This window comes from Rhizobium sp. LjRoot258 (assembly GCF_964254185.1).
Classification (GTDB): domain Bacteria; phylum Pseudomonadota; class Alphaproteobacteria; order Rhizobiales; family Rhizobiaceae; genus Rhizobium.
Genome location: NZ_CAXUST020000003.1, coordinates 804,721 through 817,759, shown reverse-complemented (window position 1 = coordinate 817,759; position 13,039 = coordinate 804,721). Strand labels below are relative to the sequence as shown.

The window sequence follows — 13,039 nt, the reverse complement described above, 5'->3', positions numbered from 1 at the left end:
TGCGGCATACGAAAAGCATCAATTTGCGTGCGCGCCGCTGCCTTTTTGCGATATAGCAAAGTGCAGGAGTTCAAGGCGGATCAACAGATTTTATATCCTAAACTGTCCCATAAATCGCTGTCATACCTGCCGCACTTATCCTGGGTCGTCGGTTCGAACCCCCTCAAGGCGAGCTGCGGCTGGTCTCTGCCATTGAGTTTCATGGGGAGGAGAATACCTTTTTGAGCTCTGTAAATTGAACACGAAGCTGAGGTGTTTGATTAAATATGGACATTCGCTCACTTTAAATTGGACGGGTTCTGACCCGCCAGCTTCTGATCGCTCCGGGCTTAAAACAGGCATTTCCACGCGAAAAAGGAAGATCCTATGCGTTGCGCGCATAGGTGGGGTGAGGGATTGTCGCTGTTCTAAACCGATTGAAACACCTATATTTCAATCATCGAAACGACGCCAGAGCCAAGCAAGGTTGCTGACGTCAGAAAGCCCTCAGGAAAGGGGATTATCATGAACGTAGCACGCTCTTTCAACAACTGGCGTAAGTTCCGTCAGACCGTTACCGAACTTGGCCGCATGTCCAGTCGTGAACTGCAGGACCTCGGTATCGACCGCGCCGACATCCGTAGCGTTGCCCGCGCATCGATCGCGCGCTAACCGCACAGCATTTGGCCTTTAAGACTGCTCGACGCCCGCCGATGACGCGGGCGTTTTTGCGTCGATCTCCCAGGCCTAAGGTCGGTTGGATTCTTGCTCTATTCGTAAGTCTTTCCGACTTGTATTTTTTGCATAGCTGCAGTGCAGCATAAGGCATTGGAACGGTTCGTGGTCGGTGTATGATGACATCTATCGAAGTGATGCACCTCCTCCCGCAAAGCTTCGAGTTTCAGACGGCCCACTCCTCCTCCCAAGGGCGTCTGTAGGAACGGCGGCACTCCTCCTCCCAGTCGCTGTTCGGTTCTTTTCGAAAAGCCTGCCGCACCTCCTCCCGCGGCAGGCTTTTTCGTTTTTGCACGCGGCGACAGTTAAGGCTGCGTCCAATGGCCACCAATGGTGATCATCGCAAGCAGCTTCAACGTGTTACCGTAATAGTCTTCATTTTTGACGGTTCGCCTCGTCATATCCGCCCAAAGCGCATCCAACCAGCTCTGGTTCGTTGCTTCGATGGACGCGGATACGGCGAACATCGACACGAAGACGACTGCATCACGATCGCTTTTGGCGGCTGGACTGCCGTTAAGCTTGTAAGTATCGGCGATCTTAGCCGGATCGCCATCGGTCGTGCGCTTGATCCAGCTGTTGAGTGGTTTGAGGGCTGCGAGCGCCCGCTGATCGTCATTCAGCAAATAATCGACAGCGATGCGCCACGGATAGCGTGCTGCATTCCAGGAATAGGCGCCATCATTGGGCCCTTCGAGAAAATTGGCGCCGGCCGGACGCGGCTTCGACGGAAGGCCAACGATGAAATCAGGCATCAGTGAGGTCTGTGGGCTGTATTTGCCGCGAACTCTGTTGATGATCGAATAAGTTTCATCGCGCGCCCCGTACCAGGTCCGATCCCCCGTCACGTCGGCAAAAGTTTTGAAATGGGAGACCATGAAGTCGGACGATCGGGTGACGGGGGCGTATCGCCCGTCGTCACCATCATCGACCCAATCGCCGATGCGAACGAATCGACCGGGGGCGTCGATCTCGTGCTTGCCGATTGCAGCAATGACCTTCAGCGCTTCCTTGCGGTAGTCCACGCTGCCATCGCTGCCCCATTTTTTATCTGCGAGAAGCAACGCATAAGCGATATCGAGGTCGCCATCGGTGGCGCTGGTGTCGCCGGCGACGTCACGTGCGTTGCCACAGCCCTTGGTCTGGTTCCAGGCCATGAGGCCGGCACCCGATTTGGCGGGATGGTCGTGAAAGTATTGGACCATTCCGTCGAACACTGCACGCGCGTGCGGATCAAAATCCGCCATCAAAACCGAAATCAGCATCCCATAGCCATGGGCTTCGGAAACGGTGATCGTCGATTTCGCCGTTCCGCCCCCGACCGACTTGCCATCGGCTGTTACACCCACATAGTAGCGGCCGCTCCCGCAGCCTTGCACAAGATAAACTGATCGCCATTGCTTGTAGAAATCGACCAGAGAGTGGTCCAATTGTTGCTGTGTAAAGCCAGTCGGTCGAATACCCTGAGCGGAGTCGGCGTCACTCACCGACATCCCGAATGCGGACAGGAAAGCCGCGATAAGCGCAGAGGGGCCTTGTCTAATTCTCATGAATTCCTCTGATTTACATAGGATTCTTTGGCTGACGTGCATGCGAGCCAACTTACCGTTTATTCGGTCAGCCATTATTTCATCGAGTGCAATTTAATCGATTTTATGCTGGATGTTTGGCGGTTGGCGATGTGTCTAGAGGTGCGGTATGAGCCAAGCCTGCGGGGCGACGTCATTAAGCCTGGCGGTGGCAACCAGTGAATGCCTGCGTTCTGCCCGATCTCGCCCTTCGTATCTGTGACCATCAGGGATCCAGAGGCGAGTTCTGCGGTCGTGTCGAGGAGACAGCAGGTTTTCGCAGGCGTCTATCAGTCGAAGTACAGTCTCGTGGCGACGGCTTGGTCCCATCACAGCACCGCCTCCACGAAGCTAACGCGCTGGTTCCCCCGCGCCTCAGGAAAGATTTCTAAGGTATATGGCAAGCAATTGCGTCTGTGATGATATCCCGAGCTTTCGGTAGACGTTGCGGCGATGGACCTTGACGGTGCCGGTCGAGATGTTGAGCCTCAGGCCGATCGACTCGGAAGAGTGTCCTTGTAGGACAAGGTCGACAATCGCGGTCTCGCGGCTGGTGAGATTGAGATCGCGCCACACGGCTTCGGCGGGCTGCAGGGACCCTTCACCAGCGTCGCGCCTGCGGCCACCGCGACCTCGTGAATGCAGTTGCGCATCGAAGCGGGATCCAAGCCCTGCCCAGTAATGCCGGACCATGCTTGCGATCAGCGGTTCCGCTTTCTTCAAGAGAGCGAAATCTGCAGACGGGAAGGGGCCGGTCTTTTCCCGGCGCATCAGCGAGAGAACAATAGTGATGTCGTCATCGGCAGTGACAAAGAAGCCGATTTCCTCCGCCAGCCCCGTCTGGACGTAATAGGTACGATAGTACTCGCTTGAAAAGAACCTGTCGGGTGCAAGTTCCCGCATGCGAAACACGCCTGCGCGGCGCTCGTGGGCAGTGTGGTAGAACGGGTCGAGCAGGTACGGTCCGGCCTGATAGAGCGTCACAAAAATGATGTGCTCCTTCGGGTCGAAGGTGCTGTAGAGATCGATCGGCCGCTCCTTGCCGCGATAGGCGAAAACAACGACGTAGTCGAAGCGCACGAGCGCCGCCATCACCTGTCGAAAGGTCTCGCCGAATTCTGCATCGCTCATGGCGAGCCGGCCCACTGTGGCGTTGAAAGCCTGAAACAGCGCCTCCAAGTCTGTGCTCATTCCCGGGACCTCCTGATCGCCTTGCGCGGAAATCTGCGCTCCCCGTGTATATACCTTCCACGAAGGATTGATGGCTAAAATACCTCTCTCGGGGTATATACCGTGTGGGAAGGGCGAGCTTAGTCTTTCCTTAACGACGGTGGCAAAAGGCAGCACTAGACTGCCCAATCCAAACCAACCGCAGGGAACAGACGTGGCATCCGCTTCGACGAACGATATCGAATTCCGTTCGGTCACAAAGAACTATGGCGCTGTGACCGCCGTAACGGACATCAACCTCAATGTGCCGAAGGGCGCCTTTCTGGCGTTGCTCGGCCCTTCTGGATGCGGCAAAACCACTTGCCTGCGCATGATAGGCGGCTTCGAGCAGCCAAGCGAAGGCACGGTGCTGATCGACGGGCGCGAGATGAACGGCGTCCCCGCATACCGGCGGCCGGTGAACATGGTCTTCCAGCACTACGCGCTGTTTCCGCATTTCGACGTCCGGCAGAATGTTGCCTACGGCCTGAAGCAGATGCGGCCCAAGCTTGCGGCGGCGGAAATCGACCGGCGCGTCACGGAGGCGCTTGAAATGGTGCGGCTCGGGGGCTTCGCCAAGCGCCGCATCCACGAGATGTCCGGCGGTCAGCAGCAGCGGGTGGCGCTGGCGCGCGCGATCGTCAATCGTCCGTCGGTCCTACTGCTCGACGAGCCGCTAGCCGCGCTCGACAAGAAGCTGCGCTCGGCCATGCAGATCGAACTGCAGACATTGCAGCGTGAACTCGGCATTACCTTTGTTCTGGTCACCCATGATCAGGAGGAAGCGCTCTCGATGGCAGATATCGTCTGCGTGATGAGCGCAGGGCGCATTCGCCAGCTAGGCTCACCGCAGGAGGTCTATGACCGCCCGGCCGACCTGTTCGTGGCCGATTTCGTCGGCAAGACCAATCGGGTGAAGGCGACGATGGAGGCGGATGGCGCGACGCTGCGTCTTGCGGACGGCTCCGCTATCGCTGCCGGGAGCCGGGCGGTTGTTTCGCCCGGTGAAACGATCGTCGCGATTCGCCCGGAATCTATCTGCCTGACACGGGCGCAGGCGCCCGGCTTTGCCAGCTTCAAAGGCACGGTCACCCATCGCATCTTCCTCGGTTCTTCTGCGGAATATGCGGTGACGGTTCCGGGGCTCGGCGACTTCCTGGTCACGGCCGACCGGCGCAGCATGAACGAGAGCGACCTGGTCGAGCCGGGCGAGGCGGTTTTCCTCGGTTTCGATCCGCTCGCAGCCCACGTCTTTCCAGCATCAAGTGCAGCATAAAATCAAAACAAGGGAACAGCATCATGAGCAAGGACTATAAGGATAATCTCCCCATTTCCGCCGAAGGCTTCATGGACGAGTTCATGCGCCTGAAGCGCGGCTCCGTCAGCCGCCGTCACTTCCTCGGCGTCACCGGCCTCGGTCTTGCGAGTGCCGTGATGTCGCGCTTTCCCGGCGCGCTATCGACACCGGCCTACGCCGCCGGCGAACTAGGTACGCAGATGTCGATTGCGACCTGGCCGAACTATCACGACCCGGCGACCTTCGAGAACTTCAAGGCCGCAACGGGCGTTGCCGTCGAAGTCAACGTTTTCGGCTCGAACGAGGAAATGCTGGCAAAGCTGCAGGCGGGTGCTTCCGGCTGGTCGCTGTTCGTGCCGACCAACTACACGATTTCAACCCACCAAAAGCTCGGCCTGATCGAAGAGCTGGATCTTTCAAAGATTCCGAATTTCAGCCAGTCGACTGAAAACCCGCGCTTCACCAAGGAAGGCCAGATCGACGGCAAGACCTATGCCGTGCCGAAGAACTGGGGCACGACCGGCTTTTCCGTCAATACTTCGAAGATCAAGACGAAGCTTTCGAGCTGGAAGGACTTTTTCGAGATTGCCCAGACCGAAGCCGACAGCCGCGCCATGGTGCATGATTATCAGCTGACCACAATCGGCAGCGCGCTGGTTTCGCTGGGCTACGGTTTCAATTCGATCAAGCCGGAGGAACTGGCGAAGGCCGAAGAGCTGCTGATCAAGGTGAAGCCGCATCTCTTCGCCATCAACTCCGACTATCAGCCGGCCATGCGCGCCACGGACGCGTGGATGACGATGTGCTGGACGAATGACGGTGCGCAGCTCAACCGCGACATGCCTGAGCTTGCCTACGTGCTCGGAACAGACGGCGGCGAAATCTGGACCGACTACTACGCGATCCCGAAGGACGCTCCGAACAAGGCGGCCGGCTACGCTCTTCTCAACTACCTGATGGATCCTGCGAACGCGGCGAAGGAGCATATCGCCAACGGCGCGCCGGCCACCGACAGCCGCGTCATTTCATTGCTGCCGAAGGAGGTCACCTCGAACAAGATCGTCTATCCGGATGAAGCGTCGCTGACGCCGCTGGAATTCGGCGCCGCCGTAACCCTGACCGATCCGGGTCGAGCCGAGCTGATGGCGCGGTTCAAGTCGGCGTGACCCTGCCTTCATGCAATGCCTCTCCCCGGCTCCGGGAAGAGGCAAGCCGCCTCGTGGACTCCAAACAGCGAACGTTCAGAATGGCCGTGTCACCGGACACCAGAAAGCGACTGATCACTGCGGCGCTCGTCGCGCCGGCAAGCGCATGGCTGTTCGTGTTCCTGGTCCTGCCGTTCATCGCCATCGTTGTCTTCGCCTTTGGCGAGCGGGCGCCGGAAGGCGGTTATCAGGCGGCATTTACCTTTGCCCAATTCACCAATCTCGGATCCCGTGCGGCGGCTTTCAAGAATACGCTGGTGCTTGCGCCGATCGGGGCCTTTGTCTGCCTGTTGGTGGCCTATCCGGTCGCCTATTATCTGGCGGTGAAGGCGAGTCCGCAGCAGCGGCTATTGTTGGTGTCTCTTGTCGTGGTGCCGTTCTGGACCAGTTTGCTCGTTCGCACTTATGCCTGGATGTATATTCTCGGTGCGCGCGGCATCCCGCATCTGCTGGAGTTTGTCGGTATCGAGAACGTGCGTCTTCTGAACACGCCGGGCGCAGTTCTCCTCGGCATCGTCTATGGCTATCTGCCGCTGATGATCATGCCGATCTATGTCAGCCTGGAGAAGCTGGACCGCCGATTGCTGGAAGCCTCTGCGGACCTCGGCGCCAAGCCACTCTCGACCTTCTTCGGCATAACGCTGCCGCTGTCGCTGCCGGGTGTGATGACGGGTGTGGCGCTGGTCACCATCCTGCTGCTCGGCGAGTACCTGATCCCGCAGTTGCTGGGCGGCGGCAAGGTTTTCTTCATCGGCAACGCGCTGGTCGACCTCTTCCTGCAATCGCGCAACTGGCCGTTCGGCTCCGCGATCGCCGTCACCCTTGTTGTCGTCGTCGTTATCGTGCTTCTCGTCGCCATGCGCATTGCGTGGCGCGTCGCGGGCACCCGCCAGGTGGATCTTGTCTGATGCGTGGGCTTGTTACGGCAGTCTATCTCTTTCTCTACACGCCGATTGCGCTGGTGGTGCTGTTCTCGTTCAATGCGGGCCGCAACGCCTCGGATTTCACAGGCTTTTCCACGCAATGGTACGGCAAGGCGCTGTCCAACACCTTCCTCATGGAAGCTCTTCAAAACAGCCTTATCATTGCGCTGACCAGCGCTGCACTCGCGGCCATCTTCGGCACCATGGCTGCGCTCGGCATGGAGCGGCTCGGCGCTAGGACGCGGGCCGTGTTCGATGGCCTGTTTGCCGCGGCAATCGTCGTTCCGGGCGTTGTGATCGGCATCGCCACGCTCGTCGCTCTCGTTGAAGTCTTCGGCTTCATCAATCCGTTGCTAGCGGCGATCTGGCCTGGCGAGCAACCGCCGAAGCTGTCGCTCGGCTACGGCTCTATCATCGCCGCCCACGGACTTTTCACCATGGCGCTGGTGACGATGATCGTGAAAGCGCGTATCGCCAGCCTCGGGCGCGATATCGTCGAAGCGTCGAGTGATCTCTACGCGACGCCGCTGACGACCTTCCGCCAAATCGTGCTGCCGCAAATCCTGCCGTCGATCCTGGCGGGTTTCCTGCTCGCTTTCACCTTCTCCTTCGACGATTTCATCATCGCGTTCTTCGTTGCGGGATCGAATACGACGTTGCCGATCTACGTCTTTGCCTCGATCCGCCGTGGCGTAACGCCGGAGATCAACGCCATCGCCACCATGGTGCTCATCGCATCGCTGGGACTGATCCTCATCGCGCGCTTCCTGATGCGCGAAAAAACAACAAACTGAACGGGAAACACCATGATTCTTGAAAATCGCGTCGCGATCGTCACCGGAGCCGGGTCGGGCATCGGCCAGGCCGGCGCGCTGCTCATGGCCGGGGAGGGCGCGTTCGTCGTGGTGATTGATCTCAGTGCCGACAATGCCGCCGAAACCGTCGGTCGGATCCAAGCCGCCGGCGGCAGGGCCGAAAGCCTCGTTCTCGACGTCACCAACGACGCAGCACTCAAAGCCGGCATCGCCTCGGTCGCCGAACGTCACGGCCGCATCGACATCCTCCACAATCACGCCGGCGCCCAGGTGGCCGGCGATCTCGAACAGGTAGCGGTCGCGGGGTTCGACAGGTCGTGGAGCCTGAATGTTCGGGCGCATTTTATGGCGGCGCGCTTCGTCATGCCGCTGATGAAGAAGGCCGGCCGCGGTGTCATCCTCAACACCTCCTCCTCGTCAGGCGTGCTCTACGATCGCGAGATGATTGCCTACACGACGACGAAACATGCCGTCATTGCAATGACCCGGCAAATGGCCGGCGACTACGCCAAATACGGCGTCCGCGTCAACGCGCTCTGCCCGGGCTGGGTTGATACGCCGTTCAACGAACCGTTCATCGCCCAGATGGGTGGGCGCGGCGCGATCGAGGCCTACATCGCCGACAAAGTGCCGCTCGGGCGCTGGGCGAACGTCTCCGAGATCGCCGAGCCCATTCTCTTCCTTGTCTCGGACCGCTCGTCCTACATCACCGGGCAAATCCTCGTCGTCGACGGTGGGGAGACCATCGTCTGAATTTCGTCAGTCTCGTTTGCGCAAAGAGCGTCTTTGAAGCCGCGTAAGGTCAACAGCCCACTTTGCAATTGCAGCGTAGTGACGATCGATGATCCTGCTTCGGGGGTTAGGCGATAAGTTAGAGCCGACTGCCATGCGCGCCTCGGGCTGAACAGTGTTGCGCCGATTACCTGCCACTGCACCAATGAAGGTGCATTTCTACCTCCGCGTCCTTCAGCGAGCTTTTCGCAAGAGCACGGCGGAAGCAACCGCCACGATCTGGTTGGCTCTCGCGGCGCAAAGAGGCTGGCGCGAGGGTGACTAATAGCGGAAATTCGCTGTGTCTACATCAGATTTTCGTGGTCTGAGAGTTTGGACCTTGCCGTGACCGTCGTGCCTTCTTAGGTCAGCTGACATGTCATCTTCGCACCCGTACCAGAGAGCAGTATGATCCTATCCCTATCCGGCGTCAGAAAGTCGTATTCGACCGCCGAGGGCACAATCGAAATCCTGAAGGGTGTCCATCTTAATGTCGCAGCAGGCGAAAGCGTGGCGCTCACGGGAGAGTCGGGCAGTGGAAAGAGCACACTTCTCCATTTGGCAGGTGGGCTAGACCAGCCCGACGCAGGGTCGATCTTTATGAACGGGCGGGAACTAGGACAGTTTGGAGAGAGCGAAAGGGCAAGATATCGCCGCTCGGATGTGGGCCTCGTGTTTCAGCAGTTCAATCTCATCCCCTCGCTGAGTGTTGCCGCAAATCTTTCATTTCATGCCAAACTTGCCGACAGATACGATGCCGCATGGGAAAGACACCTGATCGAAGGGCTTGGGTTGGAAAATTATCTTGGCCGCTATCCCGAGCAATTATCCGGCGGCCAGCAGCAACGGGTCGCAATCGGCAGAACCTTGGCGGCGCGGCCACCACTGGTTCTCGCAGACGAGCCGACCGGAAACCTGGACGAAGCCACCGGTGATGCGGTCCTCGATCTGATGCTTTCGCTCGCACGAAATGCAGGATCAGCTCTTCTTCTGGTAACGCACTCGTCTCGTCTCGCTGATCGGTTGGATCGAAAGGTCGTCCTCCATGGTGGAAGGATCGCTGAATGAGGCTTGCCGCTTTCGCAGCACTCCTCTCGCACTGGCGACGGAAACCTCTCCAGTTTCTAACCTTGATCCTGGGGATTGCTCTTGCGACCGCGCTTTGGTCAGGCGTTCAGGCAATCAATGCGGAAGCTAGGGCGAGCTATGCCCGGGCGGCATCTGTTTTGGAGCAAGGCGCCCTCCGACAGATTGTGGCCAAGGACGGCGGCGGCATTCCCGTTGAGATCTACGCAAGGCTGCGCCGGGCAGGATGGAACGTCTCTCCTGTAATCGAGGGAAGTCACAGGTTTGGAAACTTGCGGATACGGCTAATCGGCATCGACCCGCTTACCATGCCAAGCGAGGCGCAAGCTTTTCCGATCGCTAGTGGTTCTGACTTGTTCGGCTTTGTCTCGGGGAAGGGCCAGCTCATCGTCTCGGCGAGAACGGCCGCAAAGCTGCGCGGCGCCACAGATATGGATCTCAAGATTTCGGAGAAGACACCCGATGATGCGGCTTTTTCCGATATCGCGGTAGCCGACAGATTGCTGGACGCACGTGGCAAGTTGAGCCGTTTGGTCGTTGCTCCAAATCAAACGGCGGGATTGGCTCCGCTCGACAGGATTGCGCCCGAGGTTACCCTCCGTGAAAACCAAGATCATCCCGATGTAGCCCGCCTCACTGACAGCTTTCATCTCAACCTGACGGCTTTTGGATTTTTATCCTTCATTGTCGGGCTATTCATCGTCTATTCGGCCACCGGCCTTTCGTTCGAGCAGAGACGCGGGACATTTCGCACGCTGCGATCCCTCGGCATCTCTCTGCGTGCTTTGACGTTGATGCTCGTGATAGAGCTTGCGATACTGGCGTTATTGTCCGGATTGATCGGGGTCGTCATTGGCTACTTCATCGCTTCAGCGCTAATGCCGGGCGTGGCTGCTACACTCAGAGGTCTATACGGCGCGAGCATCTCTGGCTCTCTTTCGCTGCGGCCGGAATGGTGGCTGGCAGGACTGGCAATCGCTCTTGGCGGCACGGCCGTATCATCGGCCCAAAGTTTGTGGAGGGTCTGGAGGTTGCCAATTTTGGCAGCCGCCCAACCAAGGGCGTGGGCGAGGGCATCCGTTATAGGGCTCGTTTACCAGGCTATAACCGCAAGCATACTTCTCGGATTGGCGGCAATGCTCGCCGCTGTGGGATCGGGGCTTGTGATGGGCTTTGCGGTACTCGGTTGCTTATTGCTCGGCGCGGCTCTGATGCTGCCGGGTCTTCTTACAATTGCTCTTCTCGGGGCAGAACGGGCATCACGCAGTGCCGTCGCTCGATGGTTTTGGGCCGACACGCGCCTGCAACTGCCGGGCCTGTCGCTTGCCCTGATGGCGCTTCTTTTGGCGTTGTCAGCAAATATCGGTGTCGGAACAATGGTCTCAAGCTTTCGGCTGACCTTTAACGGGTGGCTGGATCAACGCTTGGCTGCGGAGCTTTACGTCACCGCCAAGGATGAAGATGAGGCCAGACGGCTGCGGGAATGGCTTCCGCAACATGCGACTGCGGTCTTACCCATTTGGAGTGTCGAAGGTGAGGTTCTTGGTGAAGAGCTGCAGATCTTCGGGGCTGCTGATGATCCGACTTACAGGGAACATTGGCCACTGATCGTCGCGGACAATGACGCTTGGGACAAGGTTGCGGCCGGACAGGGCGTTTTGATCAATGAACAGATGTGGCGCCGCGGCGCCGCTCGGCCCGGGCAGACCATTACCATGCCCGGCGGATGGAACGCGGTAGTAGTCGGGATCTATTCGGACTACGGCAATCCAAAGGGGCAAGTCATTGTCGGACTTAACGCTCTTGCCGAACACTATCCCGACGTTTCGAAGCTTCGGTACGGAATCCGCGTACGTCCTTCACAGGCCCAGGACCTCAAGCGCCAACTGATTGATGATTTTGGATTGCTTGAGACGAGGATTATCGATCAGGCTGCCCTCAAACAACAGTCGAGGTCCATCTTCGAGCAGACGTTTAAGGTGACAGGCGCTTTGAATGTTCTCACACTCGCGGTCGCTGGCTTCGCCATGTTCTCCAGCCTGCTGACGCTTTCCGGCATTCGGCTTCCCCAGCTTGCCCCGGTCTGGGCCATGGGCATGCGGCGGCGCGATCTCGCGCTGTTCGAGGTTTTGCGCACCCTGACCCTTTGGCTTGCGACTTTCGTCGCCTCGATCCCTGTAGGTCTGGCACTCGCATGGGTGCTGCTTGCAATCGTCAACGTCGAGGCTTTCGGATGGCGGCTGCCGATGATGATCTTCCCGCTCGATTGGTTATGGTTGGGCGCGATCTCCCTACTGGCTGCGATCATCTCGGTTCTGGTGCCAGTCAGGCGTCTAGCCTTGATCAACCCGGCCGACTTGCTCAGGATTTTCGCTGATGAACGCTAGGTGCGTGGCTTCCGCTCTGGTGGCACTATCGATGATCTGTCCAGCCTGGAGCGCTTATCCGCAGGGCTTTGCTGGACTTGGGTCGGACGCAGAAGGCTTTGCCGTACCTAAACAAGGCGTTGCCCTATCGTTTCCCGCCGATCACGGAGCTCATCCCGACTACCGGATTGAATGGTGGTATGTGACCGCAAATCTCGTTGGCGAGGATGGGAAGCAGTATGGAGCGCAGTGGACGCTCTTTCGATCTGCCATGGCTCCGGGTGATCGCCCAGGGTTCGCCGACCCACAAATTTGGATCGGTCACGCGGCGGTCACCACCGAGAACCATCAATACGTCGGGGAACGACTTGGCCGTGGAGGCGTCGGACAGGCAAACGTAGTGGCTGTGCCATTCCAAGCGTGGATCGACACTTGGCAGATGAAGGGCGCTCAAAATGTGGATCGCGAGGCGCTCGCGAATATCAAGCTGAACGCTGACGGACCGGATTTTAGCTTCAGCCTGAACATGACGGCAACCGGTCCGCTGGTGTTGCAAGGAGATCATGGGTTCTCCGTGAAATCTGAGAACGGTCAGGCAAGCTACTATTATTCGCAGCCCTTCTATCAGGTTTCGGGTGCGCTTAAGATTGATGGGGCAGATATCAAGGTCAGCGGGAAGGCTTGGCTCGACCGGGAGTGGTCCTCGCAGCCGCTCGCGGCCAACCAGACAGGTTGGGACTGGTTCTCGTTGCACTTGGATACCGGCGACAAAGTGATGGCATTTCGGCTCCGGGATGACCAGGACGGTTACATCTCAGCTAACTGGATTAGCGCCGATGGACGGACCACACCTCTTTTAGGCGCGGCGGTTCTAATTGAACCGGTACGACGAGCAACGGTGAACGGGCGTCAGATGCCGGTTGCATGGCGCATCAGAATTCCTGAGAAGTCGGTCGATATCATCACTCAACCTTTGAACGACCAATCCTGGATGACAACCTCCACGCCGTATTGGGAGGGACCAATTGCCTTCAAGGGGACAACATCAGGTGTCGGCTATCTTGAAATGACGGGGTACTGAACTG

Annotated in this window: 11 protein-coding genes; 9 read left to right on the top strand and 2 right to left on the bottom strand. The window is 58.4% G+C overall.

Going from position 1 to position 13,039, the window contains the following annotated elements; translation table 11 throughout:
• Positions 1-504: 504 nt before the first annotated feature.
• Positions 505-651 (top strand): DUF1127 domain-containing protein, encoded by a 147-nt coding sequence (locus ACSQ9D_RS32345; RefSeq protein ID WP_003552150.1) that lies wholly within the window; start codon positions 505-507, stop codon positions 649-651.
• Between the two features lie 368 nt (positions 652-1,019).
• On the opposite strand, the gene ACSQ9D_RS32340 is transcribed toward ACSQ9D_RS32345, so the two are convergent.
• Positions 1,020-2,264, bottom strand: a complete 1,245-nt coding sequence (locus ACSQ9D_RS32340; RefSeq protein ID WP_436285837.1) for a glycosyl hydrolase family 8 — start codon at positions 2,262-2,264, stop codon at positions 1,020-1,022.
• A 393-nt stretch (positions 2,265-2,657) separates the two neighbouring features.
• The gene (locus ACSQ9D_RS32335; protein ID WP_436285836.1) at positions 2,658-3,473 is read right to left on the bottom strand and encodes a helix-turn-helix transcriptional regulator; all 816 of its coding nucleotides are present in this window, start codon (positions 3,471-3,473) and stop codon (positions 2,658-2,660) included.
• A gap of 193 nt (positions 3,474-3,666) precedes the next feature.
• On the opposite strand from ACSQ9D_RS32335, the gene ACSQ9D_RS32330 reads away from it, so the two are divergent.
• From ACSQ9D_RS32330 to ACSQ9D_RS32295, 8 genes are all read left to right on the top strand, one after another.
• On the top strand, positions 3,667-4,767 hold the full coding sequence (locus ACSQ9D_RS32330) for an ABC transporter ATP-binding protein (protein WP_436285835.1): 1,101 nt from the start codon (positions 3,667-3,669) through the stop codon (positions 4,765-4,767).
• 23 nt (positions 4,768-4,790) lie between these two features.
• Positions 4,791-5,954: an ABC transporter substrate-binding protein gene (locus ACSQ9D_RS32325; protein ID WP_436285834.1), complete on the top strand. Its 1,164-nt coding sequence runs from the start codon at positions 4,791-4,793 to the stop codon at positions 5,952-5,954.
• 80 nt (positions 5,955-6,034) lie between these two features.
• The gene (locus ACSQ9D_RS32320; RefSeq protein ID WP_436285833.1) at positions 6,035-6,901 is read left to right on the top strand and encodes an ABC transporter permease; all 867 of its coding nucleotides are present in this window, start codon (positions 6,035-6,037) and stop codon (positions 6,899-6,901) included.
• On the top strand, positions 6,901-7,710 hold the full coding sequence (locus tag ACSQ9D_RS32315; protein WP_436285832.1) for an ABC transporter permease: 810 nt from the start codon (positions 6,901-6,903) through the stop codon (positions 7,708-7,710). The genes ACSQ9D_RS32320 and ACSQ9D_RS32315 overlap by 1 nt, the downstream gene beginning before the upstream one ends.
• A gap of 12 nt (positions 7,711-7,722) precedes the next feature.
• On the top strand, positions 7,723-8,484 hold the full coding sequence (locus ACSQ9D_RS32310; RefSeq protein ID WP_436285831.1) for an SDR family NAD(P)-dependent oxidoreductase: 762 nt from the start codon (positions 7,723-7,725) through the stop codon (positions 8,482-8,484).
• Positions 8,485-8,910: 426 nt separating this feature from the next.
• Positions 8,911-9,570, top strand: a complete 660-nt coding sequence (locus ACSQ9D_RS32305) for an ABC transporter ATP-binding protein (protein ID WP_037124016.1) — start codon at positions 8,911-8,913, stop codon at positions 9,568-9,570.
• A complete protein-coding gene (locus ACSQ9D_RS32300; protein WP_436285830.1) occupies positions 9,567-11,975 on the top strand; it encodes an ABC transporter permease in 2,409 nt (802 codons plus the stop codon). The genes ACSQ9D_RS32305 and ACSQ9D_RS32300 overlap by 4 nt, the downstream gene beginning before the upstream one ends.
• Complete coding sequence (locus ACSQ9D_RS32295) at positions 11,965-13,035, top strand: lipocalin-like domain-containing protein (protein ID WP_436285829.1); 1,071 nt, start codon at positions 11,965-11,967, stop codon at positions 13,033-13,035. Before ACSQ9D_RS32300 ends, ACSQ9D_RS32295 begins: the two co-directional genes overlap by 11 nt.
• Positions 13,036-13,039: the final 4 nt, after the last annotated feature.

Excerpts from the sequence above, each read along its gene's own strand:
- ACSQ9D_RS32345 (WP_003552150.1), top strand. The coding sequence starts at position 505 with ATGAACGTAGCACGCTCTTTCAACAACTGGCGTAAGTTCCGTCAGACC.
- ACSQ9D_RS32340 (WP_436285837.1), bottom strand. The coding sequence starts at position 2,264 with ATGAGAATTAGACAAGGCCCCTCTGCGCTTATCGCGGCTTTCCTGTCC.
- ACSQ9D_RS32335 (WP_436285836.1), bottom strand. The coding sequence starts at position 3,473 with ATGAGCACAGACTTGGAGGCGCTGTTTCAGGCTTTCAACGCCACAGTG.
- ACSQ9D_RS32325 (WP_436285834.1), top strand. The coding sequence starts at position 4,791 with ATGAGCAAGGACTATAAGGATAATCTCCCCATTTCCGCCGAAGGCTTC.
- ACSQ9D_RS32320 (WP_436285833.1), top strand. The coding sequence starts at position 6,035 with ATGGCCGTGTCACCGGACACCAGAAAGCGACTGATCACTGCGGCGCTC.
- ACSQ9D_RS32315 (WP_436285832.1), top strand. The coding sequence starts at position 6,901 with ATGCGTGGGCTTGTTACGGCAGTCTATCTCTTTCTCTACACGCCGATT.
- ACSQ9D_RS32310 (WP_436285831.1), top strand. The coding sequence starts at position 7,723 with ATGATTCTTGAAAATCGCGTCGCGATCGTCACCGGAGCCGGGTCGGGC.
- ACSQ9D_RS32305 (WP_037124016.1), top strand. The coding sequence starts at position 8,911 with ATGATCCTATCCCTATCCGGCGTCAGAAAGTCGTATTCGACCGCCGAG.
- ACSQ9D_RS32300 (WP_436285830.1), top strand. The coding sequence starts at position 9,567 with ATGAGGCTTGCCGCTTTCGCAGCACTCCTCTCGCACTGGCGACGGAAA.
- ACSQ9D_RS32295 (WP_436285829.1), top strand. The coding sequence starts at position 11,965 with ATGAACGCTAGGTGCGTGGCTTCCGCTCTGGTGGCACTATCGATGATC.